Source organism: Anaeromusa acidaminophila DSM 3853 (assembly GCF_000374545.1).
GTDB lineage: Bacteria > Bacillota > Negativicutes > Anaeromusales > Anaeromusaceae > Anaeromusa > Anaeromusa acidaminophila.
Genome location: NZ_KB894604.1, coordinates 23,521 through 46,932 on the forward strand (window position 1 = coordinate 23,521; position 23,412 = coordinate 46,932).

Genomic DNA, 23,412 nt, shown 5'->3' on the forward strand with positions numbered 1-23,412 from the left:
CAAGGCTTGCTGCTTTTCGGGATGGTTCTATTTTGCATAATAGGATTTATTTGTGCCAATGTGGAAGCGGCGCCCTTAGTACCGGCGCCGAATGTTTCGATAGGCGTTAATGAAGCGAACAATCCTCAAGAAGTGGCTCTAAGCCTACAAATTTTATTGACGTTGACCGTGTTATCATTAGCTCCGTCTATTTTGATTATGATGACATCTTTTACACGGATCATCGTCGTACTTTCTTTTTTGCGCAGCGCTCTAGCGACTCAACAAATGCCTCCCAATCAGGTGCTTGTCGCATTGGCGCTGTTTCTTACGTTTTTCACAATGTCGCCCTATTTGGATGCTGTAAATCAGAATGCGTTACAGCCTTTTTTGGCAGGAGGGATGGGGCAAGAAGATGCGGTCAAAGCAGCCATGGAGCCTATGCGGGAATTTATGTTTAAGCAAACTCGTGAAAACGACTTAGCTTTATTTGTAAATCTCTCGGAGGCGCCGCGGCCTAATGGACCGGAAGATGTGTCTACATCGGTTTTGATTCCTGCGTTCATGATTAGTGAATTAAAAACTGCTTTTCAAATCGGCTTTCTTTTATACATTCCATTCATCGTTATTGATATGGTAGTAGCAAGCACCTTGATGTCGATGGGGATGATGATGGTGCCGCCAGTCATGATTTCACTGCCTTTTAAGATTCTTTTATTTGTCTTGGTCGATGGCTGGCATTTGGTAGTCCGATCGTTAATTATGAGTTTTAATTGAAACGGGGCGATGAGTTATGTCGGCAGATTATGCTGTCGAATTGGGCCGGGACGCCCTGCTAATGGTGATGTTGGTTTCTGCTCCCATGCTGGGATTAGGGCTGTTGGTGGGGCTGCTGGTTAGCGTGTTTCAGGCTACTACGCAAATTCAGGAACAGACATTGGCGTTTATCCCTAAAATTATTGCTGTGTTTGTGGCAATTTTGATCTTTGGGCCGTGGATGCTGCGTCTATTAATGGATTTTACGCAGCAACTGCTCTTGATACTGCCAAAACTGTCGCATTGAGGACGGTTTTATGAATGAACTTTTTGCGGTTTTTCAAGGACATATTGGATTTTTTTTATTGATGTTGGTACGTATGTCAGGAGTTTTTATTACAGCTCCTTTTTTTGGCAGTCGTAATGTTTCAGGACGTATTCGCATGTCACTGGCTTTTATGTGCGCTTTACTGCTTTTTCCTATGATCTTTCGGCCTGAATTGGCAATTCCGGATACGTTATTTCCTTTTGCTTTTATGGTAATTAAGGAACTGCTTGTAGGGTTAGTCATGGGATTTACGGCGTATTTGTTTTTTACTGCCGTGCAAATGGCGGGACAATTGTTGGATATGCAAATCGGCTTTGGCATTGTTAGCGTCTTTGATCCGCAATCAGGGCAACAAGTGCCGCTTTTAGGAAATTTTAAATACATACTGGCCATGCTGGTATTTTTGACGACCAACAGTCATCATTTTTTATTTTCTGGTTTAGTTAACAGCTATCAACTGATACCGGTTGGTGAAGTTGATTTTTCTCCGCAAAGTGCAGAAGTATTTGTCGATATGGTGGGCGGTATATTTGTAATTGCGATGAAAATCTCTATTCCTGTGCTGAGTGCATTGCTGCTTTCCGATATTGCTCTGGGCATTTTGGCGCGGACCATGCCGCAAATGAATATTTTCGTGGTGGGTATTCCCGTGAAAATTTTTGTAGGCTTGTTTGTTCTAACTCTTGTAATTCCTTTTTATATTTTGTTTTTGGAAGTGGCGTTTAATGGAATGTATCAGGAAATGTACAGAATGCTGCTCATGTTGCGCTGAATTTGAGCAGAGAGAGCAAGCCTCTTGGGTATTTGACCTCCAACGATTTAATGAGGAAAAAACAGAGGACGCTACCCCTAAACGGCTGCAGGAAGCGCGTGAAAAAGGTCAAGTTGCCAAAAGCATGGAAATTAATGCAACCGTCAGTATAATTTTGGCTTTTTTTGTGCTGCAAGTGTTAGGCAGTTTTATTTTTGAAGAATTAGGACTGTTTATGCGTCATGTTTATAGCAGCTTTTCTACGAATGATTTGACGTTTGTTGACTTGCAGCTTTTATTTGTAGAAGCAATTGTTGTCATGTTGAAAACAGCTTTTCCGATTATGGCGACGTTGGCTTTTTCAGCGGTGATTATGAATTTATTACAAGTCGGTTTTATTTTTAGTATGGAGCCCTTAATGCCCAGCTTAGAAAAACTAGATCCTATTGCAGGGGCTGGAAGGTTGATTTCTAAGCGTTCACTGGTAGAATTAGCGAAGTCCTTATTTAAGGTATGTGTAGTAGGCTTTTTTATCTATCGAGTTATTAAACAAAATCTTCTGAATAATGCTATGCTGATTAATGCGGAGTTATGGGCGTCTTTAAAAGCTACTTCTTCAATGATTTTAGGTATGGTTTTTGAAATTTGCGCCGTTATGTTGATTTTAGCAGCATTAGATTTTTTGTATCAAAACTGGGAATATCGTCAGAATTTAAAAATGAGTAAACATGACGTGAAACAAGAATTTAAGCAAAGTGAGGGTGATCCTTTAATCAAAGGAAAGATTAAAGAACGGCAGCGCGCTATGGCAATGCAGCGGATGATGCAGGAAGTGCCAAAAGCTGATGTTGTTATAACCAATCCTACTCATTTTGCAGTGGCTTTAAAATATGATAATAAGGTGATGGCGGCGCCGCAAATTGTGGCTAAAGGTCAGGATTTTGTAGCCTTGCGCATCAAAGACATTGCGAAAGAACATAAAGTAGTTATAGTAGAAAACAAACCGCTGGCAAGAGCGTTGTACTCTTCTACCGAAGTGGGGGACACAGTGCCTGCGGAATTATATAAATCAGTAGCTGAAGTTTTGGCGTATGTATACCGTCTGAAACGGCGTTTGTCGTAAAGAACGCTTCCGTATTTTAATAGATAAGAAGAGGGGATATTGTGCCGAATCAAGGAACTATTTTACATCGAATTTTACGATATAGTGATATAATCATAGCCGTTGCAGTTGTGACGATTGTTGTCATGATGATTATACCGCTGCCTACTTTTTTGCTGGACATGCTCTTGGCTTTGAATATTTCATTGGCGCTGACGATTGTCATGGTGGCCATTTATAATGAAGAACCATTGGATTTTTCTGTGTTTCCTTCGTTATTGCTTTTGGCTACTTTGTTTCGTCTGGCGTTAAATGTATCGGCAACAAGATTGATTTTATTGGAAGGCTATGCTGGAGAAGTAATCATGGCTTTCGGGAACTTTGTTGTTGGCGGTAATGCCGTTGTTGGCTTTATTGTGTTTGTTATCTTGATCATCATTCAGTTTATCGTTATTACTAAAGGCGCTGAACGTGTAGCGGAAGTAGCGGCGCGGTTTACCTTGGATGCGATGCCTGGTAAGCAAATGAGCATTGATGCTGATTTAAATTCAGGGACTATCAACGAACAAGAAGCAAGGGATCGTCGTAAGAAAATACAGCGAGAAGCTGATTTTTACGGCGCTATGGACGGCGCTAGTAAGTTTGTAAAAGGCGATGCAATTGCAGCTATTGTTATCATTATCATTAATATTGTTGGTGGTTTTATCATAGGCATGGTGCAGCGTAATTTGGAAATTACGCAGGCATTGCAGCAGTACACCTTATTAACGGTGGGTGAAGGTCTTGTAAACCAGATTCCTGCCTTGTTAATTTCTACAGCTACCGGTATTGTGGTAACTAGAGCGGCGTCTGACTCTAACTTGGGTCAAGATTTTGTCAGCCAATTATTCACCAACCAGCGGGTGTTTTTCCTTGTATCTGGAGTTTTGTTGTTGCTTGCTTTAGTGCCAGGCTTACCGACATTGCCATTTATTTGTTTGTCTTTAGCTACGTTTGGCGTAGGTTTCATTTTGCGGAAGACCAGCCAATCGGCTGCGGTATCAGAAATTAGCCAGCAAGAGGAACAAGAGAAAGAAGAAGTCAAAAAACCGGAAAATATTGTCGCTCTTTTGCAGGTGGATCCGATGGAGTTGGAAATTGGATATAGCCTGATTCCTATGGTCGACGCTAGCCAAGGCGGTGATTTATTAGACCGGATCGTCATGATTCGCCGTCAATGCGCTTTGGAAATGGGCTTGATTGTGCCAACCATACGAATTCGTGATAATATTCAGCTAAAACCTAATATCTATGTGATTAAGCTGAAAGGAATTGAAGTGGCTCGAGGAGAATTATTACTTGACCAGTTTTTGGCTATGAATTCCGGCACGGCGATGGAAACCATTCCAGGCATGGAAACAGTAGAGCCGGCTTTTGGGTTGCCTGCGCTTTGGATTCAGGAAGGGAACCGGGAGCAAGCGGAATTAGCGGGCTATACGGTGGTGGATCCTATTTCCGTTTTGACAACGCACTTGACGGAAGTGATTAAAAGCCATGCTTCGGAAATTCTCGGACGCCAGGAGACGCAGACGCTGGTAGATGCGGTGAAACAAAGTCATGCTGCTGTAGTGGAAGACTTGGTTCCCGCCATGCTCTCTGTGGGTGAATTGCAAAAGGTCTTATGTAATCTTTTGCGAGAGCGTATTTCCATACGAGATTTGGTTACTATTTTAGAAACATTAGGCGACTATGTTGCGATGACGAAGGACACGGAAATTCTTACTGAGTATGTTCGACAAGCTCTTTCTAGGCAAATTTCCAGGCAATATGCCTCTAATGGGACCTTGGTTTGCTTGGCAGTGGACCAGGAACTGGAGCAACTAATTCTTGCAGGAGTGCAGCGAAGCGAGCAGGGAAGTTTTGTGGCGCTGGAACCGCAAACCCTTCAAGCTCTTGTTAATTGCTTGGGTAAAGAGTTGCCTAAATTGACGGAAATCGGTTATCAACCCATTGTGTTAGTCAGCCCCGGCTGCCGATTATATTTCCGTAAATTAACGGAACGGGTAGCTGAAAATCTTATAATTTTGTCTTATGCAGAGTTAGAACCCAACGTGCAAATTCAAACACTTGGGATGGTGAAGGTGTAAATTGAGAGTACGAATTTTTACCGGTCAATCGGTACAAGAAGCAATGAATAAGGTGAAATTGGAATTGGGCAGGGAAGCTGTGATTCTGCATACCCGTCGGTTCAAGACCGGAGGCATGTTGGGACTTTTCGGTAATGAACGGGTAGAAGTCATGGCTGCCGTGGATGATGCTCTTTTAGAAACGCCGGCTGTCAAAACAGCTGTTGCTCCAGCACTGCCGCCTGTTGCTGCTCCAGTGCCTGTTGCAGCAGCGGCTATGCCTTCTCTGCAAGAGCCTCAAGAGACCATTGCGTCATTGAGCATGCCCATGACACCTGTAAAAGCGGCAGAGCCGGAATGGAAGCAAGAGCTGGCAGAGATGCGTTCCTTGCTGGAACGCGCTTTGCATGAATCGAAACAAGAGGTAGATGCCGTTGCTTCAGCGGCAGTAGAGAAGTTATTAGAAGCGGATGTCTTGAAACCGGTAGCGGAAAGCTTGGTTCGGCAAGATCCCATTTTATATCAATGGAAAGGGACTCTTACAGAGCCAGCCTTTACAGAGCGACTGGAACGGTTGGTTGAGCAAGGCTTGGGAAAGGTATCGGGAGTTGCTCTAAACGGCAGCGCTCCTCATGTTGTAGCGTTGCTGGGCCCGACCGGTGTTGGTAAAACAACGACAATTGCAAAGCTGGCGGCTTATTTTTCATTGCAAAAGGGGATGCGTGTTTCTCTGATTACTGCGGATACGTATCGTATTTCTGCAGTAGAGCAGTTGAAGACATATGCAGAAATAATGGGTTTGCAATTAGAAATTGTTTATGCGCCGCAGGAGCTTGCAAAAGCTTTGGCGAAATGTAAGGGAAGTCAATTAGTATTGCTGGATACGGCAGGACGCAGTCCCAAGAATCAAGAGCAGTTGGAGGAATTACAATTACTTTTGAGCCAGGTACCGCAGGCGGAAAAGCATTTGGTGCTGAGTCTGACTACTTGTAATCGAGATGCGCTGGAAATTGCTAAGCGTTTTTCAGTTTGCGCACCGGATAAAGTGTTGTTTACTAAATTAGATGAAGCAAGTCGGTGCGGTGTCATTTTAAATGTATTGCAGCAATTTCCTATGAAATTATCCTATGTAACCAATGGACAGAATGTTCCGGATGATTTGCAAATTGTATCGCCTGCTTGGCTGGCGAAAGAGTTGCTTAGGGGCGATGACGAGCATGTATGATCAAGCAGCCAATTTACGGCGTATCGTGCAGCAAACGCAGCCGACGGCTGCTTCCGGGAAACGTGAAACTAGACAAGCGCGTGTCATTGCCGTTACCAGTGGTAAGGGCGGCGTAGGAAAAACTAATTTAACAGTCAATTTAGCGTTAGCCTTAAGTGAACTGGGGCAAAAAGTGGTTGTCATAGATGCAGACCTAGGGATGGCTAATGTAGATGTTTTATTGGGAACTACTCCAAAGCACACCTTGGTTCAATTGTTAGATGCAGATGTGCCGATTCAAGAAATTTTGTTGGAAGGGCCAGGGGGCATTCGCTTTTTACCTGGCGCTTCTGGGTTATATCGGCTTGCTAACTTGGAGGCGGGGCGTTGCCAATATTTATTGGAACAAGTTGCTCTTTTAGATGAATGGGCTGATTACATTCTGCTAGATACAGGCGCAGGAATTGGGCAGACGGTGTTGCAATTTGTCTTAGCGGCGGATGAAATTGTCTTAGTAACTACACCGGAACCCACAGCGCTTACTGATGCTTATGGAATGCTAAAAACCTATTTGGCGCATCAAGGCAGCGCTCGTATTCATGTTATTATCAACCGGGCTCTTGACGAAGCCGAAGGCTTTTCGGTCTTGCGCAAATTCTCCTTAGCCTGTGATCGTTTTTTGACGGTTCGTTTGGAGCATTTGGGGATTGTCTGTGATGATCGCCAAGTTCTGCAGGCTGTGCGTCAGCAAGTTCCGTTTTTTCTTGCGTACCCCAATGGAGTGGCTACGCAGAATCTACGAAGTATTGCCGCCCAATTACAGCAGGAAAAAGTTATGGTTTCCCAGAAAGGAGCGAGAGGATTCTTTCGCAAGTTTTTAGATATGATGATGTGGAGATAGTTATATGAGTGGAAACGAGCAGGAACAGATACCGGAAAAACTGTTGCAGCCCAATCAACGTCTGGAAATTATGCTGATGGACGGCTCAACGGAAGTGTATCAAAGCAGAATTGAAGAGGTTCATAAAACAGAGCTGATTGTAGCTATGCCCATGAGCAAAGGGTATCCTGTTTTGCTGTATGAAGGCAGTAAATTTATTGGAAATTTGCTGTTTCCAGGCGGAAAGTACGTATTTACCAGCTTTTTTTTAGGAAAAGCGCTGGATCCGCTGCCTGTATGGAAAATATCGTTGCCGCAGAATATACATAAAGTGCAGCAGCGTTCTTTTGTCAGAGTGGCGGCACGAATTTCTGTACGTCTTACTTACACTGAAAAAAAAGGTGAACCTCCTCGGGATGAACTTATCGACCATAGCTTGATTTTGGACTCGAAAGATATTAGCGGCGGCGTGAGTTTAATTGCTAAACACGCTTTAAAATACGGTCAAATCGTGCAATTGAGTATGCAGGTTCCAGGTGATGAAGGGGACGAACTAATAGAAACGCTGGGAACGGTTGTACGTTGCGAAAAACCAGCTGATGATTCGCCTTTTTTCTGGATCGGCGTTCGTTTTGAATCGATTCAAGAGAGAGACAGGCAAAAAGTAGTCCGTTTTGTTTTTAAAAAGCAATTGGAACATCGGCAAAAAGGACTCCGATGAAAGGTGGTGAATAATGAATGATTCGAATATTGATTGTTGATGATTCTGCATTTATGCGCAAGTTGTTAAGCGACTTATTTGCTGGAGAAAAGGATTTTGTTGTAGTGGACACGGCCCGAAATGGTAAAGAAGCAGTAGAAAAAACAAAACTGTTGCAGCCGGATTTGGTGACTTTGGATGTGGAAATGCCGATTATGGACGGCTTGGAAGCCTTACGGCTAATTATGCAAGAAACGCCGACTCCGGTAATGATGGTGAGTAGCTTGACCAAAGCCGGTGCGGATGCGACTATGCGAGCACTGGATTTGGGCGCGGTTGACTTTATTGCAAAAACAAATGGTCCTATTTCGAGCATTCAAGATATTCGCCAGGAAATTTTGGCTAAGGCTAGAGAGGCTGTACTTGTGAATGTACGGCGATTAGCTCGGCCGCAAACAACTCCGATTACGCCGCGAAGCGTGCTTCCCTTTGGAGGCGGAGGCGGAGGCGGTGCGCAAGGAACCGATAAGATTGTTGCAATCGGAACTTCGACAGGCGGTCCTAGGGCTCTGCAGGAAATCATTACTCGGCTGCCCAAAAATCTTCCCTGTGGAGTGCTTATTGTACAACATATGCCTCCAGGTTTTACTCGTTCATTGGCGGAGCGTTTGAATTCGCTGTCCGATGTACAAGTAAAGGAGGCGGAACCGAACGAACCCATTCGCCCAGGGTGGGTGTATATTGCTCCTGGCGATCATCATATGAGGGTGGAACGATCTGGAGGACAAAAGATTTTACGTCTAAGTCAAGATCCGCTGGTTGGCGGACATCGTCCGGCGGTGGATCCGATGTTTGATTCTGTGGCGCAATCATATGGAAAGCAGACGGTAGCTGTTTTGCTAACTGGTATGGGCCATGATGGGGCGCAGGGAATGAAAAAAATCAAAGAACACCAAGGGTTTACAATCGCAGAAGACCAATCGACATCGGTAGTATTTGGTATGCCGAAATCGGCGATTGAGCTTGGCGTTGTAGATCGGGTGGTGCCATTGCAAGCGGTTGCTGCTGAAATTATAAAAGCGGTTAGTTTATAACAGTGGAGGTGCAGGGGAAGATGGATATTAATCAGTATATGGGAATGTTCCTGGAAGAATCACGCGAGCACCTGCAAGCACTCAATCAATGCCTGCTGGACTTGGAAAACGATCCGTCGAATTTGTCTGTTTTAGATGAGATTTTTCGCAGTGCTCATACGCTAAAGGGTATGTCGGCTACCATGGGGTTTACGACCATTGCTGAATTAACTCATGAAATGGAAAATGTGCTGGATTTAATGCGGAAGGAGCAGTTGGCGGCTTCGCACGAATTGATCGACACGATCTTTCGTTGCGTAGATACGTTGGAGCAGCTTGTTGAGAACGTAGCTGCCGGAAGTAACGAAACCATTGATATTCAGCCTTTGTTACAGATGCTGTCTTCTATTGCTAAAGGAGAAGCGCCTGCTGCCGCCCCCAAAGAAACAGCGAAAGCGCCAGCGCCAGCTCAAAAAGCTGCTGTACAGGAAGCAGCGCCGGAAAATGAACAGGAACAGTATTTGTTTCCGTTGAATGAAGCTGAAGAAAATGTCATTATTGAAGCCCGTACACAAGGGGTACAGGCATATCAAATAGAAGTTCAGCTTAGCGAAACATGTCTTTTGAAGTCAGCACGAGCGTACATGTCTATGAGCGCTCTTGATGAACTAGGTGATGTTTTACGTAGTATTCCTACAGTAGATGAATTGGAAAAAGAAAATTTTGAACGCTCATTTCAGGTTTTATTGCTTAGCGATGTAGAAGCAATTAAAGTGGAACAAGCGTTATTAAGCATTTCCGAAGTGGAAAAGGTAATTGTCCTGCCAATTGACTTGCTGGAAAAGGCGCCTAAAGCAGCTGAAGCTGAAACAACAGCAGTAACGGCTGCAACCGATGTTACTACGGATGTAGCTCCAACTGCGGCTGTGAAAAAAGCGGCAGAACCAGTTAAAGCGGCAGCGGCGCAGGGGGAAAAGAAAAACAATAGGGGCAGCCAGTCCGTACGCGTGGATATTGATAAGTTAGATTCTTTGCTGAACTTGGTGGGCGAATTGGTTATCAATAAAACCAGGTTGGAGCAGATCGGCATTACGCATCGCTTGACGGATTTGGTGGAAACCATTGAACAAATGGACCGGGTTACAACGGATTTGCAAAACGTTGTAATGAAAGTTCGGATGGTTCCAGTAGGCCAAGTATTTAATCGTTTCCCTCGTATGGTTCGTGATTTATCGAGGGAACTTAACAAGGAAATTAACTTAATCATTCAAGGGGAAGAGACCGAACTGGACCGCACCGTTATCGATGAAATCGGCGATCCGTTGGTCCATTTGCTGCGCAATTCTATTGACCATGGGATTGAGCATCCGGATGAGCGTGTGGCCAAAGGTAAGAATCCAGTAGGGGAAGTTCGTCTCATTGCCAGTCATGAAGGCAACAATGTGGTGATTTTGGTAGAAGATGACGGCAAAGGAATTAACGCCGAAGTTATCAAGCAAAAGGCTCTGGAAAAAGGATTAATCACGCAGGCGGAAGCGGACAAGATGGATGCGAATGAAGCAGTGCGTCTCGTCTTTTTGCCTGGCTTTTCCACGGCTGAAGTGGTTACCGATGTTTCTGGTCGCGGCGTAGGTATGGATGCCGTTAAAAACAAAATCGAGTCTCTCGGCGGCATGGTAGACGTGGAGACAAAAATCAACGAGGGAAGCAAATTCAAAATTCGTTTGCCGTTGACGTTGGCGATTATTCAAGCCTTGCTTGTAGAGGTGGCAAAGGAAATTTATGCGATTCCCTTGGGCTCTATTGATAGTACCATCAATCTGGAGCCAAGTGATATTAAGACCATTCAAAATCGCGAAGTTATTTTGTTGCGAGGCCAAATCATTCCGATTATCCGCTTAGGAGATGTTTTGCAGATTCCCCGGACCACGAGCGAGGATTCCGGTGAGTTGTTTGTGGTTATTGTGCATATGGGAGAATTCCGGGCAGGGATCATTGTTGACAATCTGATAGGGCAGCAAGAAATCGTAATTAAGTCCCTAGGTAAGTTGTTGGCCGGAATTAAAGTGATTGCTGGTGCGACGATTCTGGGCAATGGGCAAGTTGCTTTGATTTTGGACATTGGGTCCTTATTGCAGTCTTGAGGAGGCGAAGGCCATGAATGAAGCATTATTTTCTGGTGAAGAAATGCAATTAGTTGTTTTTAAGCTAGGGGCCGAAAACTATGCCGTTAGCATACTGCAGGTACAGGAAATCAAGCGTATTACCGATATTACTCGTGTACCGCAAACTCCGGACTATATCAAAGGGGTTATGAATTTGCGGGGCAGTGTGATGCCTGTGGTCGATCTCACAAAACGTCTAAGCTTGCCCAAACAGGAATATACGGATGATACGCGCATTATTATTGTTAAGCTGGATGATATCGTAGTGGGTATGATTGTGGATGCCGTTTTGGAAGTAACCGCGTTGGTGAAGGAACAGATTGAGCGGCCGGATGGTATGATGGGCGGCGTAGATGCGCAATTCCTGGATGGCGTTGGTAAAGAAGAGGACCGATTGTTGATTTTATTAAATCTGGAAAATACTTTGGGTTTGAATACGGAAATGAAAGTCGGCTAAGAAAGTTGTAAAGTCTAAACGATGAGGTGAATGTCTTGACAGATGATATCTTAAACCTATCGGGCATGCAATTGGATGCTTTGCGTGAAATTGGCAATGTTGGTGCAGGCAATTCTGCGACTGCATTATCACAGATTATTCAACGCAAAATTGATATGTCTGTACCTCAGGTTTCAATTTTGCCCTTGGCGGACGTGCCGGATGTAGTTGGCGGACCGGATGTCATGGTGGCAGGGGTTTACCTTCGCGTTTTTGGTCCAGCGCCTGGGAGTATTTTGTTTTTATTGCCAAGGGAAAGCGCATTTGCCTTGGTAGATATGCTGATGGGACGGGAGTACGGGCATACGGAAACCTTGTCGGCTATGGATGAGTCCGCCTTGATGGAAATTGGCAATATTTTGGCGGGAGCATACTTGAATGCGCTGTCTTTCTTTACCAATTTGACGCTGCTTCCTTCCATTCCGGCTTTAGCTATGGATATGGCAGGAGCGATCTTAAGTGTAATTTTAATTCAGTTAGGACAAATGGGCGATCATGCTCTTGTAATCGAAACTGAATTCAGCAGCGAAGTAGAAGGTGTAAAAGGGCACTTTTTCCTGATTCCCGACCCGGGCTCTCTTAGCATCATTCTTTCAGCGATAGGGGTGAAAGAATAATGGGAGAGCTGATAAAAGTAGGTATGGCGGATTACAAAGTCGGTAAGGTTCCGGCAAGTTTGGTGACCTACGGTTTGGGCTCCTGCATTGGTATTGCTTTTTTTGATGCGGCTACGAAAATTGGCGGTTTGGCTCATATCATGCTTCCCGATAGTAAGCAGGCAAGAGCTTCGGACAACCCGGCGAAATTTGCTGATACTGCGTTACCCTTAATGTTAGATGACATGTTGAAACTGGGTGCTCAGAAAGGACGCATTACGGCAAAAATTGCTGGCGGAGCCCAAATGTTTGCATTTGCTAATGCTACGGATATTATGCGGGTAGGTGAACGAAATGCCGATGCCGTCAAAGCTAAATTAAAGGAAATGGATGTCCGACTAGTCGCAGAAGATACGGGCGGCAATTATGGTCGGACCGTTGAACTGAATTTGGAAAATGGTATTTATTACATTAAGACCATTGATAAAGGGCAAAAGGAATTGTAGCCAGGAGGCCGGAGAAAATGCCAAAAATCTGGATTGTTTGTATGTTATCTGTGCTGGGGGCGTTTGTATCCGGTTTTAGCAGCTTATGGCAGCAGGTCCGCCTGGAAGCGCTTGTGTCTCGTTCGATTATAGGGGCCGTAGTTGGCGCGGCGGTGGCGGTTGTGTATTGTATGCTTGTAAAGCGCTGGTTTTTATTTCAAGAAGAAAAAATGAAAACCGAGCTGCCAACCATGAAGCAACCATTGTCAGAAGAGTCTCAAGAAGCGTTGGAACAAGAAGCGCAGGAAAATTTTCAACCTCTCGGAGTGGAAGAGTGGCAGAAATTGCCGAAATGACAATAGGGCCAGTAAGTAGTCAACAAAGGGCCGATGTAAGGGAATGAGGCAAGGGAGGAGGCCTGCGAAATGCCGGCAGAGCAAAAGAGTCAGGAGCAATGGGATTCTTTATGGGAGCAATATAAAGAAAGCGGACACGCGGTATTGCGAGACCAACTCATTGAACATTACCTGCCTCTGGTGCGTTTGGTTGCGGGGCGCTTGGCTATTAGCCTTCCTACGTACGTAGATAGAGATGATTTGATTAGCAATGGATTTTTTGGCTTACTGGATGCGATCGAACGTTTTGATTTGCATAGGGGCATTAAATTTGAGACTTATGCTTCATTGCGGATTCGCGGAGCTATACTCGACGCCTTGCGGGCGCAGGATTGGGCTCCCGCGACATTGCGGCACAAAGCGAGACAATATGAGCTTGCAGTGCAGCAAGTGGAGCATCGTTTGGGGCGGAATGCCAGCGAAGAAGAAGTGGCGCAGGAACTTGGCATTTCAGCTACGCAATTGCAGAATTTGTTGCAACAGTTGAGTGTCAGTACGTTGTTGCCTCTTGAAGAAGCGCTACAGCAGGAAAAGCAAGGTAAAGAAACCAATTTATCCGCGCGGATTGAAGTTGAAGAAGTACAGCAAACGCTGGCTGAAGCGATTGAGAAGCTGCCGGAAAAAGAAAAAATCGTTGTTAGTCTATATTATTATGATCGTTTAACGCTGAAGGAAATTAGTTTAATCTTAAAACTTTCTGAAGCGCGTATTTCACAAATTCACACGAAAGCAATTTTTCGCTTGCGAGGGGCATTGCAGACATTAAGGGAAAGCTTGCTCTAAGGGTGGAACGGAGGGGCGGACATGGAAGATTCGACAACAAAACCGCAGGAAGTGGGTTTCCGTTTGGAACATCACCCGGATGGGGCTTATTTGACAGTGGATGCAGCTTGCCAGGCGGAATTGCAAAGCGTGCTGCAGAAGGTTACCAGCGAGACGAGTGAATTCGATCCAGAGGAAATCGAAAAATGTCTGGCGGAAAAAACAGGAAAGGCTGTGCGTGTTGGCCTGTCACTGCCTTTGCCGGAAATAAAATGGATGGTCTCTAAAGACCGCATGGAAGTTGTGCTGGAAATTGAGTCCGGTGAAAAATGTCGTAAAGCAAACCCGCAAGAGGTAATTGCAAAGCTGAATGCAGCGGGTATTGTCAGCGGTATTGATGAAGCCGCTGTTACCAAGGTATGCAAGCATCCTGGAGCATCGGTTGTTTGCGCTACAGGTAGAAAAGCGGTGGATGGGAAGAATGCAGTAATTAATATCCTGGTTAATACCGAGGCTTCAGGACGGCCTGCGGAATTAGAGGATGGCCGAGTCGACTTTAAAAATTTGAATTTGTTTACTGTGGTGGAAAGTGGACAAGTTTTGGCTGAAAAAGTACCTGCCACGCCTGGAGAAGAAGGGGAAGATGTATTAGGAAACCCTGTATTTCCTAGGCCTGGAAAGGATATTCCTTTGCCGATAGGCAAGAATGTTGAAATTCGAGATGAACTGACCGTTGTTGCATCTGTTTCCGGTCAATTTAATTACTCCAATCGAAAGATTAGCGTTCTACCCATAATTGAAATCAAAGGCGATGTGGATTTATCGACAGGTAATGTTAATTTTGTTGGCGGCGTGATTGTGCGAGGTTCTGTCGCCGAAGGCTTTAGCGTCAAGGCGGGGGAAAATGTCGAAGTGCATGGTTCTGTATGCGGCGGTGTTGTGGAAGGTCAGAACGTATTTATAAAAATGGGCGTACAAGGTATGCACAAAGGACGGATTTTAGCAGAAAAGAATGTAGTAGCTAAATTTATAGAAAATGCTCAGGTTATAGCTGGCGAGGAAGTTATTGTTAGTGAAGCTATTTTGCATTCTAAGGTTAGCGCAGGCAGACGCATTATTGTTGACGGTAAACGCGGCATGGTCATTGGCGGGACGATTACGGCAGGCGAGGAAATCCGTTCTAAAAGCTTGGGAACGCATATGTCAACCAATACAGAGGTAGAAGTAGGCGTAAATCCGATGCTGAGGGAAGAGCATCAAGCGTTAAAACGAGATTTGCGCAAACAAGAATTGAGCTTGGATCAGACGCAAAAGGCGTTGGCGTTGCTTCGATCGAGAGACTTAAATTCATTGCCGCCGGAAAAACGCGATATTATGCTGAAGATGACGAAGGCCCAGTTTCAATTGGCCGGGCAAGTGGAAAGCATGCGAACCCGTATGGCTGAAATTGAACTTTCATTGGAAGAAATGCGCAATGGACGGGTGCGGGTTATGGACACGGTTTACCCCGGGGTGAAAATTGTCTTAGGTAATTTGGTTAAATTTATTCGTGAACCGGAAAAATTTGTTTCGTATTATGCGGAAGACGGCGATATTCATAAAGGCTCGTACAAGTAAAGGAAGGGAAGAAAAATGCTGATAAGACCGATGGATTTGCAGGTGATGTTGCCTCGGGCCGGCGAAGCGGGAAAAATGCAGCAGGCTCAGGAACAACAAAACCTGCAGCAACCGCAACTCGCTGGTCAAGAGTGGAAAGAGCTGACTAAAATCCGCCAAGGCCAAGTGCAGCATAGTGAAGAAACCGAGCACTCACGCATTAAAGACGAACAACGTGAACGTTCTGGACAGCATAAAGAAAAAGACGAGAAGAAGACCAAGGACAAGAAGGATGCAGCGGAAGAAACTCCGCCGGATCCGGTGAGAGGGCATAAGATTGATATTCGAACATGAGGATGTAGTGTGATGACAAACTGGCCTTGGATCGCGTTGACTCTTGCTTGCGTCATCGGGATCCTTTTTTATATTCGCAAGGACCATTTACGCAAAGTGCAGGATATGCAATTGCAGCAGCAAGGGCAAGAACTGGAGATGCGCTTGCAGGAAACAGCGGAGCATATTTTGCTGCGCATGGAGCAGGAAGCGATTCGCTTGGAAGCCTTGTTGGCGCGGTGCGAAGAGCAAACTAAACGTATGGAGCCGTCGAGGCAAGAAGAGCCTGTGCAAAAGTCCGACTTGCCGATAATAAAACCAAGTAAAACAGCAAAGCAGGAAGAGCCTGCTGCAGGAGAACCTCTTAATTTTGCAATGGCCTTGCTGCAAGAAGAATTGAATCTTCAAACACCCTCAGAGACGCCAGAAGATAGGAATCCACAAAACGCACGCGCAAAAACGGCGCAGGGAAGAGAACGCTATGAGAAAGTTTATGAACTGGTTGCCGCTGGTTTAACCATGGGAGAAATCGCGCAACAGACCGGACTTGGCGTAGCAGAAGTGAACTTGCTTTTAAGCTTGCGAAAATAGCTGAAAAAGCTTGTTTGTCGGATGGATTCATGGTATAATTTCTCGTGTTGTATAAAAAACCACACACCTCCAATTTCGTGGCTGTGCCGAGCTGAAAAGGTCGGTGAAAACGAAAGATGCGGAGAGTGGAGGAAATTAACAGGAGGTAATTTATTATGGCAGTAATTTCAATGAAACAGCTTCTCGAAGCAGGGGTGCACTTTGGTCATCAGACTCGGAGATGGAACCCCAAAATGGCTCCTTATATTTTTACGGAGCGTAATGGTATCTATATTATCGACTTGCAGAAAACCGTTAAAAAAGTAGACGAGGCGTACAACTTTGTACGTGATTTGGCTGCTGACGGCGGCACCTTGCTGTTTGTTGGTACGAAAAAACAGGCTCAAGACGCTGTGCGTGAAGAAGCGGCTCGTTGCAACATGTTCTATGTTAACGAACGCTGGTTGGGCGGCATGATGACCAACTTCAAAACCATCCAAGCTCGGATTAACCGTCTGCGTAAGCTGGAAGAAATGGAAACAAATGGCGTATTTGAAGTGTTGCCGAAGAAAGAAGTTCTGCAGTTGCGTCACGAAATGGATCGCTTGCAGAAATTCCTGGGCGGCATTAAGAACATGCGCAAACTTCCGTCGGCCTTGTTTATCATTGACCCTCGCAAAGAGCGTATCGCAGTAGCAGAAGCTCGCAACCTCGGGATTCCGATCGTGGGGATTGTTGATACGAACTGCGATCCTGATGAAATTGATCATGTAATTCCTGCTAACGATGACGCGATTCGTGCGGTTAAACTGCTGACGTCTAAGATGGCGGATGCCATTTTGGAAGGCCGTCAAGGTGAGCAGCATGATGAAGAAAATGTGGAAGTTGCTGTAGACGAAGCCGCTGAATAATGACCAGTAAAGGTAAGGGGCTGCCCCTTACCTTTCTCAATAAAAGATGCGAATTATTGACAGGAGGATGTTCTGATGATAACTGCTGCAATGGTAAAAGAGCTTCGGGAACGTACCGGAGCGGGTATGATGGATTGTAAAAAAGCTCTTGGTGAAGTTAATGGTGATATGGATAAAGCCGTTGACTTTTTGCGCGAAAAAGGATTGGCAGCGGCTGCGAAAAAAGCGGGTCGCGTAGCGGCGGAAGGTTTAGTTGAAGCTTATATTCACGGCGCCGGACGTATTGGCGTTATGGTAGAAGTAAACTGTGAAACCGACTTCGTAGCTAAAACCGATGACTTCCATGGCTTAGCCAAGGATATTGCAATGCAAATTGCTGCTGCGAATCCGATGTATGTTCGTCGTGAAGAGGTGCCGGAAGAAATCTTGGAGCATGAAAGAGAAATTCTTCGTGCACAGGCGTTGAACGAAGGCAAGCCGGCAGCGATTGTTGAAAAAATGATTACGGGTCGTATTGAAAAATACTATAAAGAAGTTTGCTTAATGGAGCAGGTCTTTATTAAAAACCCAGACGTAACCATTACGCAACTGATCAATGAAAAAATTGCCAAAATTGGCGAGAATATCAGCATTCGTCGCTTCGCTCGTTATCAATTGGGCGAAGGTATTGAGAAAAAGGAAAACGATTTTGCGGCAGAAGTTATGGCTGCAGCACAAGGATAACATCCTCGGCTTAAAGGGGGAAAATAAGAGAACACTTTTTGGTGTTCTCTTATTTTTCGCCTGTAAACAGAAAATAGGCGCAGGATTTTACTGGGGTCTTGTAGAATGAAAAGACAGACAATGCATATGGAGGGGTAATTTTGACTACTGCAAAATATAAAAGAGTGGTCCTGAAGTTGAGCGGAGAAGCTCTGGCGGGCGGAAAAGGCTACGGAATTGATCCAGATGTAGCAGAAAGCATTGCTCGTGAAATTAAAGAAGTACGGGCGGCTGGAGTAGAAGTGGCCATTGTAGTAGGCGGGGGCAATATCTGGCGAGGACTGCGCGGTAGTGCTCAAGGAATGGATCGGGCGACGGCCGACTATATGGGCATGCTGGCTACTGTCATTAACTCTTTGGCTTTGCAAGATGCGTTGGAAAGTGAAGGCGTTGATACTCGGGTACAAACGGCCATTGAAATGCGCCAAGTAGCAGAACCGTATATTCGTCGGCGGGCGGTGCGTCATTTGGAAAAAGGACGTGTTGTTATTTTTGCCGCTGGAACGGGAAATCCGTATTTTTCTACGGATACAACAGCTGCCCTGCGGGCGGCGGAAGTGGAAGCAGATGCCATTTTAATGGCGAAGAATAATGCGGATGGCGTATATGATTCCGATCCTCGCAGTAATCCAGATGCAAAGAAATTTAAAGAATTGGAATACCTGGAAATTCTTAAACGTCGGTTGGCTGTGATGGATTCTACGGCGACAAGCTTATGCATGGATAATGAAATACCGATTATTGTTTTTAGTATGGATAAGCCTGGCAATATTTTAAAAGCAGCTCTTGGTCATGATATAGGTACTGTTGTGGGAGGGAAAAATTGTGAGTGTTAAAGACATCCATAAAACCCATGAAGAGAAAATGAAAAAAAGCATTGAGGCTTTGCGGCGCGAGTTGGCCTCATTGCGTGCAGGGCGTGCTACTCCTGCATTGCTCGATAAAGTTATGGTTGATTATTATGGAACCCCTACGGCAATTAACCAAGTGGCAAATGTCAGTGTGCCAGAACCGCGGATGATTGTGATTCAGCCTTGGGAGAAAACTCTTGTTGGCGCTATTGAAAAAGCAATCTTAAAGTCGGATCTAGGATTAAACCCCAATAGTGACGGCAGCGCGATTCGTCTTGTTTTACCGCAGTTGACTCAGGAACGTCGTGCGGAGCTGGTAAAACAAGTGCATAAAAAAGCGGAAGAAACCCGTGTGGGGATTCGTAATTTGCGTCGCGATACGAATGATGCGATGAAAAAACTGGAAAAAGATAAAATCATTTCCGAAGACGAATTAAAAAAAGCGCAAGATGATACGCAAAAGCTGACAGACAAGTATATCAAAGAAGTGGATCAGGTTATGGCAGCCAAAGAGAAGGAAATTATGGAACTGTAGATTGGCTGCTTGGAAAGTGACGCACATCCACAATGTTGTCGGGAAAGTGGTTTCCAGACTGTTATTGAAAAATTGACACAGGACCCCCTCTGTCTGAGGGGGTCTTCCTTTGAATTTTTGAATCCAGGCTGATGGAGGAGTTCCATATGTGGAAGAAATGGCTGACTGGCTCAGAAAAATCAAATACAGGCGTAGAGCATCCAGAGACAGTTCCTCGTCATGTGGCAATCATTATGGATGGCAATGGACGTTGGGCTAAGGAACGGGGCTTATTGCGCACTTTTGGGCATCGAGCAGGCGCGGAAACGTTGCAAAAAATCATTCAAACCGCATCCGATATCGGCATTGAAGTTCTCACCGTGTACGCTTTTTCGACGGAAAATTGGAAGCGACCTGAAGAAGAAGTAGGGTTGTTGATGCGTCTCATTGCCGAATACTTGGACAGCAAGCTAGCTGCTATGCATGCTAATCAAGTGCAGCTTCGCCATGTTGGTGATTTAGCAGGGTTGCCTCCGGCGCTGCAACTGAAGCTGACAAAAGCTATGGAACAAACTAAGAATAATACAGGCTTGGTTGTCAATTTGGCAATCAATTACGGAGGACGAGCCGAAATTCTAGAAGCGGTAAAGGCGTTAGCCCGAGCGGTAGAAAAAGGCGAAATATGCGCTGATGCAATTGATGAAGAAACCTTCGGGGCCGCTTTATATACGCAGGGGCTTCCAGATCCTGATCTTTTAATCCGTACTAGTGGCGATGTTCGGTTAAGTAATTTCTTGCTTTGGCAAACTGCTTATACGGAATTGTATTTTTGTGATGTAAATTGGCCAGATTTTACGCCGAAGCATTTAATGGAGGCTATTGCTTCTTTTCAACAGAGAGAGCGTCGTTTTGGAGGACTTAAGAAGTAAGAAATGGGTGGTCAATGGTGTTAGGAAAACGGATACTGACGGCGGTCTGCGGGTTGCCGCTGGTACTTTGGCTTGTGTATGCGGGCGGCTGGTATTTTGGGTTAGCAATTTCCCTGGCGGCGCTGGTATCTTGGCTTGAGTATTGCCGTATGCTGCGACAGATTGAGTTGCATCCATGGCAAAGCTTAGGAATTTTATACAGCTTTCTGCTGCCTTTATGTATCTGGCTGGGGAACTCGCAGGAAATGATTTTCTTTTTGGTACTGTTATTCTTGCTAAACGGAGCGCGCTTGGTAGTGCAGGCGGCGCGCTTTTCGCCTGCAGACGCTTTTGCAACGGTTTTCGGTGTAATGTATGTACCCTTGTTGCTTGCTTTTTTCGTAGCGTTGCGTATGTATTTGCCGGAGACTGCAGTGTTACCGGCTGCGCCTTTTCTTTCTCAAGGTGCAGGCTATGTTTACTTGGCCTTTATTGGCACTTGGGCTAGTGATACTTTTGCTTATTTTATTGGCTCCCGTTGGGGGCGGCGAAAACTGTGTCCCGAGATTAGCCCCGGGAAAACAGTGGAAGGAGCGCTAGGCGGTTTAGGGGGCACTTTGTTAGTTGTTGGTTGGTTAGGGAGTTCCTTTGCCGGCTTGCAATTAGAACAAGCGTTGTTATTAGGCGGCTTAATCGGCTTGGCGGCTCCTATTGGCGATTTAGTAGAGTCTCGGTTGAAACGCTATGCCGGCGTTAAGGACTCGGGGACGATCTTGCCGGGGCATGGCGGCATGCTGGATCGGATTGACAGTCTGCTCTTTGTATTGCCGGTCGTATATTTTTATATTGGCGCTCGCAGTTTGTTTTTTTTAGGATAGGAGAATCTACATGCGACAACGGATTGCTTTACTGGGAAGTACCGGTTCAATTGGCTGCCAAACTTTAGATGTGGCAGCAGCGCATCCCGAAGAATGTGAAATCAGAGTATTGGTTGCTCACAGTAGTGATGAATTGCTAGAAGAACAGATTCGCAAGTTTCAGCCTGCTTACGCAGTACTAAGCGATGAAAGCGCTGCGTTGCGTTTAAAAGCCCGCTATGAAGGGCCCACGACCATCTTAAGCGGTGACAAAGCGATAGAAGAATTGGCAGCTTCAAGCGAAATTGATACGGTGGTAACGGCTCTTGTCGGTTTTGCAGGATTGAAGCCCACTTTGGCAGCGATTAAAGCGGGCAAAAAAATTGCTTTAGCCAATAAGGAAACACTGGTAGCAGCTGGAGAACTGGTTACGGCCGAAGCGAAAAAGTACGGCGTAGATATTCTGCCTGTCGATAGTGAGCACAGTGCATTGTTTCAATGTCTGCATGGCGAATCGCCTAAAGAGGTTCACAAGCTTCTCATTACGGCTTCAGGAGGTCCTTTCCGAGGACGGAGCCGGGATCAGTTGGCAAAAGTAACCTTACAAGAGTGCTTGCAACACCCGAATTGGTCAATGGGCCGTAAAATTACTGTAGATTCGGCGACTCTAGCTAATAAAGGCTTAGAAGTGATTGAAGCGCGTTGGCTTTTTGACGTGTCTTACGATCAGATTGAAGTAGTGGTTCACCCGCAGAGTATAGTGCATTCCATGGTAGAATTCAGTGATTCCTCGGTATTGGCTCAAATTGGCTATCCCGATATGCGCCTTCCAATACAATATGCTTTATTTTACCCACGACGCCTAGAGGCTTCGTGGCAGCGTTTAGATTGGAAGACTTCCCGTACCCTGACATTTGAACCGCCGGATGTACAGGCATTTCCGCTGCTTGAGACAGCATTTGCCGTTGGCAGAGCCGGAGAAACCTATCCTTGCGTATTTAATGCCGCTAATGAAGTAGCGGTAGAGGCTTTTCTGCAGGGGCGAATTTCGTTTTTGCAGATTACGGAAGTTGTACAGAAAGTGCTGTCCCAATATAAGGGGGGGCCTGCGACGGAATTGGCAAGCATTTTAGCGGCAAACGATTGGGCTCGTCAGGCGGCTGCAGCTTACTGCCGCCAGGCGAATTAAGGAGGGAAAAGGATTGGGAGGACATGGGAGTTCGCTATTGGCAACTATTTTGCTGTTTGGCTTGTTGATTTTGGTTCATGAATGGGGACATTTTATTACAGCGAAATTAACCGGTATGTGGGTTAAAGAATTTGCTATTGGGTTTGGCCCTAAGCTGATTAGTTGGCGGATGGGAGAAACCCGCTATTCCTGGCGGATTATTCCATTAGGCGGTTTTAATAATATCGCCGGTATGCATCCAGACGAAGAAATTGACGAACTGGGCGATATGAGCGAAGAGGAGTACCGCAAGCGGGCTTTTTATGCTAAATCGGTTTGGGCGCGCATGCTGGTCATTGCAGCTGGTTCAGTTATGAATTTGCTGCTTCCAGTCATTTTGTTCACGTTGGTTTTTGTTTTTTCCGGTATTGATCGCCCGGTGGAGGCCCCGATTGTCGGCCAAGCAATGGCGGGACATCCAGCTGCGCAGGCAGGCTTGGAAAAAGATGACCGTATTATTCGGATACAAGGTCAGGATATTACTTCCTGGAAACAGATGGTGGAGACGTTGCAGCAGGTAGGCCCCCTTACGGAGGGCAAGGGACTTGCCATTGAGTATGAGCGGACATTGCCTTCTGGGATGGTAGAACATCGAATTACACAAGTTTATCCGGAAAAGGATGGCGCCAATGGACGTGTACTTATTGGCGTGGCTGCTAAACTAGAAAACTATCAACCAGGCTTTTTCGAGTCGTGCGGTTTGGCTGTGCAACAAACGGTAGCGGTTGCGGCGATGATGGTTAAAGGTTTGGCTAAAATGATTACGGGACAGGCTGCCGCCGATGTGGCGGGACCGATCGGCGTGGCGCAGATGGCTTGGGAAGTGGCTCAAAATGGCTTGATGAAGCTACTTGGGTTTGGAGCTTTGCTAAGTATCAATTTGGGGATTATTAATTTACTGCCTATTCCAGTATTGGATGGCGGTCATATTGTGGCATTGCTCATCGAAGCGGTCCGCGGGCGTCCGATCAGTAAAGACCGTTTGCAAATGGTACAGATGGCAGGATTGATATTGCTGTTGCTTATCATGGTGTTTGCAACCTTTAAGGATGTACTGAGGTTAAATTTATTCTAAAGACGTAACGGTAGAGCAAGGAGGCGAATA

26 protein-coding genes are annotated in these 23,412 nt (G+C 45.6%); all 26 read left to right on the forward strand.

Translation table 11 applies throughout. The annotated features are described in order from the left end of the window. Positions 1–21: 21 nt before the first annotated feature. The 26 genes from fliP (at position 22) to rseP (ending at position 23,382) form a co-directional block, all read left to right on the forward strand. On the forward strand, positions 22–756 hold the full coding sequence (gene fliP, locus C508_RS0114450) for a flagellar type III secretion system pore protein FliP (protein WP_037350987.1): 735 nt from the start codon (positions 22–24) through the stop codon (positions 754–756). A gap of 16 nt (positions 757–772) precedes the next feature. Continuing rightward, a complete protein-coding gene (gene fliQ / locus C508_RS0114455) occupies positions 773–1,042 on the forward strand; it encodes a flagellar biosynthesis protein FliQ (protein WP_018704287.1) in 270 nt (89 codons plus the stop codon). Positions 1,043–1,052: 10 nt separating this feature from the next. Next, complete coding sequence (fliR, locus tag C508_RS0114460; RefSeq protein WP_018704288.1) at positions 1,053–1,835, forward strand: flagellar biosynthetic protein FliR; 783 nt, start codon at positions 1,053–1,055, stop codon at positions 1,833–1,835. Then, positions 1,789–2,937 carry a flagellar biosynthesis protein FlhB gene (gene flhB / locus C508_RS0114465; RefSeq protein WP_018704289.1) on the forward strand — a complete coding sequence of 383 codons (1,149 nt, stop codon included), beginning with the start codon at positions 1,789–1,791 and terminating at the stop codon, positions 2,935–2,937. The genes fliR and flhB overlap by 47 nt, the downstream gene beginning before the upstream one ends. 41 nt (positions 2,938–2,978) lie before the next feature. Then, a complete protein-coding gene (flhA, locus tag C508_RS0114470; protein WP_018704290.1) occupies positions 2,979–5,042 on the forward strand; it encodes a flagellar biosynthesis protein FlhA in 2,064 nt (687 codons plus the stop codon). 1 nt (position 5,043) lies between these two features. Then, positions 5,044–6,246: a flagellar biosynthesis GTPase FlhF gene (gene flhF, locus C508_RS0114475; protein WP_018704291.1), complete on the forward strand. Its 1,203-nt coding sequence runs from the start codon at positions 5,044–5,046 to the stop codon at positions 6,244–6,246. After that, the gene (locus C508_RS0114480; RefSeq protein ID WP_018704292.1) at positions 6,239–7,126 is read left to right on the forward strand and encodes a MinD/ParA family protein; all 888 of its coding nucleotides are present in this window, start codon (positions 6,239–6,241) and stop codon (positions 7,124–7,126) included. Before flhF ends, C508_RS0114480 begins: the two co-directional genes overlap by 8 nt. Positions 7,127–7,130: 4 nt before the next feature. Then, entirely contained in the window at positions 7,131–7,826 is a 696-nt protein-coding gene (locus C508_RS0114485; RefSeq protein WP_018704293.1) for a flagellar brake protein, read from the forward strand. 17 nt (positions 7,827–7,843) lie between these two features. Then, positions 7,844–8,899 (forward strand): protein-glutamate methylesterase/protein-glutamine glutaminase, encoded by a 1,056-nt coding sequence (locus tag C508_RS0114490; protein WP_018704294.1) that lies wholly within the window; start codon positions 7,844–7,846, stop codon positions 8,897–8,899. A 20-nt stretch (positions 8,900–8,919) separates the two neighbouring features. Then, the gene (locus tag C508_RS0114495; RefSeq protein WP_018704295.1) at positions 8,920–11,022 is read left to right on the forward strand and encodes a chemotaxis protein CheA; all 2,103 of its coding nucleotides are present in this window, start codon (positions 8,920–8,922) and stop codon (positions 11,020–11,022) included. Positions 11,023–11,035: 13 nt separating this feature from the next. After that, a complete protein-coding gene (locus tag C508_RS0114500; RefSeq protein WP_018704296.1) occupies positions 11,036–11,500 on the forward strand; it encodes a chemotaxis protein CheW in 465 nt (154 codons plus the stop codon). Between the two features lie 35 nt (positions 11,501–11,535). Continuing rightward, a complete protein-coding gene (locus C508_RS0114505) occupies positions 11,536–12,156 on the forward strand; it encodes a chemotaxis protein CheC (RefSeq protein WP_018704297.1) in 621 nt (206 codons plus the stop codon). Beyond that, entirely contained in the window at positions 12,156–12,641 is a 486-nt protein-coding gene (locus C508_RS0114510) for a chemotaxis protein CheD (RefSeq protein WP_018704298.1), read from the forward strand. The genes C508_RS0114505 and C508_RS0114510 overlap by 1 nt, the downstream gene beginning before the upstream one ends. A 17-nt stretch (positions 12,642–12,658) precedes the next feature. Then, the gene (locus tag C508_RS0114515) at positions 12,659–12,976 is read left to right on the forward strand and encodes a hypothetical protein (protein ID WP_018704299.1); all 318 of its coding nucleotides are present in this window, start codon (positions 12,659–12,661) and stop codon (positions 12,974–12,976) included. A 69-nt stretch (positions 12,977–13,045) separates the two neighbouring features. Continuing rightward, on the forward strand, positions 13,046–13,798 hold the full coding sequence (locus C508_RS0114520) for a FliA/WhiG family RNA polymerase sigma factor (RefSeq protein ID WP_018704300.1): 753 nt from the start codon (positions 13,046–13,048) through the stop codon (positions 13,796–13,798). 21 nt (positions 13,799–13,819) lie between these two features. Next, positions 13,820–15,394, forward strand: a complete 1,575-nt coding sequence (locus C508_RS0114525; RefSeq protein ID WP_018704301.1) for a flagellar assembly protein A — start codon at positions 13,820–13,822, stop codon at positions 15,392–15,394. 15 nt (positions 15,395–15,409) lie between these two features. Then, on the forward strand, positions 15,410–15,727 hold the full coding sequence (locus tag C508_RS0114530; protein ID WP_018704302.1) for a hypothetical protein: 318 nt from the start codon (positions 15,410–15,412) through the stop codon (positions 15,725–15,727). Between the two features lie 9 nt (positions 15,728–15,736). Then, positions 15,737–16,297, forward strand: a complete 561-nt coding sequence (locus C508_RS0114535) for a hypothetical protein (RefSeq protein ID WP_156817646.1) — start codon at positions 15,737–15,739, stop codon at positions 16,295–16,297. 155 nt (positions 16,298–16,452) lie between these two features. Further along, entirely contained in the window at positions 16,453–17,187 is a 735-nt protein-coding gene (gene rpsB / locus C508_RS0114540; protein ID WP_018704304.1) for a 30S ribosomal protein S2, read from the forward strand. A gap of 75 nt (positions 17,188–17,262) precedes the next feature. Beyond that, on the forward strand, positions 17,263–17,910 hold the full coding sequence (gene tsf / locus C508_RS0114545; RefSeq protein ID WP_018704305.1) for a translation elongation factor Ts: 648 nt from the start codon (positions 17,263–17,265) through the stop codon (positions 17,908–17,910). A gap of 140 nt (positions 17,911–18,050) precedes the next feature. Beyond that, on the forward strand, positions 18,051–18,785 hold the full coding sequence (pyrH, locus tag C508_RS0114550) for a UMP kinase (protein WP_018704306.1): 735 nt from the start codon (positions 18,051–18,053) through the stop codon (positions 18,783–18,785). 28 nt (positions 18,786–18,813) lie between these two features. Beyond that, positions 18,814–19,335 carry a ribosome recycling factor gene (frr, locus tag C508_RS0114555; protein WP_051086822.1) on the forward strand — a complete coding sequence of 174 codons (522 nt, stop codon included), beginning with the start codon at positions 18,814–18,816 and terminating at the stop codon, positions 19,333–19,335. Between the two features lie 146 nt (positions 19,336–19,481). After that, positions 19,482–20,243: an undecaprenyl pyrophosphate synthase gene (locus C508_RS0114560; protein WP_018704308.1), complete on the forward strand. Its 762-nt coding sequence runs from the start codon at positions 19,482–19,484 to the stop codon at positions 20,241–20,243. Positions 20,244–20,260: 17 nt separating this feature from the next. Continuing rightward, a complete protein-coding gene (locus C508_RS0114565; protein WP_026319558.1) occupies positions 20,261–21,100 on the forward strand; it encodes a phosphatidate cytidylyltransferase in 840 nt (279 codons plus the stop codon). A 10-nt stretch (positions 21,101–21,110) separates the two neighbouring features. Further along, positions 21,111–22,268, forward strand: a complete 1,158-nt coding sequence (locus C508_RS0114570; RefSeq protein ID WP_018704310.1) for a 1-deoxy-D-xylulose-5-phosphate reductoisomerase — start codon at positions 21,111–21,113, stop codon at positions 22,266–22,268. 13 nt (positions 22,269–22,281) lie between these two features. Further along, the gene (gene rseP / locus C508_RS0114575; RefSeq protein WP_018704311.1) at positions 22,282–23,382 is read left to right on the forward strand and encodes an RIP metalloprotease RseP; all 1,101 of its coding nucleotides are present in this window, start codon (positions 22,282–22,284) and stop codon (positions 23,380–23,382) included. The last annotated feature ends 30 nt before the right edge of the window (positions 23,383–23,412 follow it).

Coding starts and splice junctions, on each gene's coding strand:
- fliP (WP_037350987.1), top strand. CDS start 22: ATGGTTCTATTTTGCATAATAGGATTTATTTGTGCCAATGTGGAAGCG.
- fliQ (WP_018704287.1), top strand. CDS start 773: ATGTCGGCAGATTATGCTGTCGAATTGGGCCGGGACGCCCTGCTAATG.
- fliR (WP_018704288.1), top strand. CDS start 1,053: ATGAATGAACTTTTTGCGGTTTTTCAAGGACATATTGGATTTTTTTTA.
- flhB (WP_018704289.1), top strand. CDS start 1,789: ATGGAATGTATCAGGAAATGTACAGAATGCTGCTCATGTTGCGCTGAA.
- C508_RS0114480 (WP_018704292.1), top strand. CDS start 6,239: ATGTATGATCAAGCAGCCAATTTACGGCGTATCGTGCAGCAAACGCAG.
- C508_RS0114485 (WP_018704293.1), top strand. CDS start 7,131: ATGAGTGGAAACGAGCAGGAACAGATACCGGAAAAACTGTTGCAGCCC.
- C508_RS0114490 (WP_018704294.1), top strand. CDS start 7,844: ATGATTCGAATATTGATTGTTGATGATTCTGCATTTATGCGCAAGTTG.
- C508_RS0114495 (WP_018704295.1), top strand. CDS start 8,920: ATGGATATTAATCAGTATATGGGAATGTTCCTGGAAGAATCACGCGAG.
- C508_RS0114500 (WP_018704296.1), top strand. CDS start 11,036: ATGAATGAAGCATTATTTTCTGGTGAAGAAATGCAATTAGTTGTTTTT.
- C508_RS0114510 (WP_018704298.1), top strand. CDS start 12,156: ATGGGAGAGCTGATAAAAGTAGGTATGGCGGATTACAAAGTCGGTAAG.
- C508_RS0114515 (WP_018704299.1), top strand. CDS start 12,659: ATGCCAAAAATCTGGATTGTTTGTATGTTATCTGTGCTGGGGGCGTTT.
- C508_RS0114520 (WP_018704300.1), top strand. CDS start 13,046: ATGCCGGCAGAGCAAAAGAGTCAGGAGCAATGGGATTCTTTATGGGAG.
- C508_RS0114525 (WP_018704301.1), top strand. CDS start 13,820: ATGGAAGATTCGACAACAAAACCGCAGGAAGTGGGTTTCCGTTTGGAA.
- C508_RS0114530 (WP_018704302.1), top strand. CDS start 15,410: ATGCTGATAAGACCGATGGATTTGCAGGTGATGTTGCCTCGGGCCGGC.
- rpsB (WP_018704304.1), top strand. CDS start 16,453: ATGGCAGTAATTTCAATGAAACAGCTTCTCGAAGCAGGGGTGCACTTT.
- tsf (WP_018704305.1), top strand. CDS start 17,263: ATGATAACTGCTGCAATGGTAAAAGAGCTTCGGGAACGTACCGGAGCG.
- frr (WP_051086822.1), top strand. CDS start 18,814: ATGAAAAAAAGCATTGAGGCTTTGCGGCGCGAGTTGGCCTCATTGCGT.
- C508_RS0114560 (WP_018704308.1), top strand. CDS start 19,482: ATGTGGAAGAAATGGCTGACTGGCTCAGAAAAATCAAATACAGGCGTA.
- C508_RS0114570 (WP_018704310.1), top strand. CDS start 21,111: ATGCGACAACGGATTGCTTTACTGGGAAGTACCGGTTCAATTGGCTGC.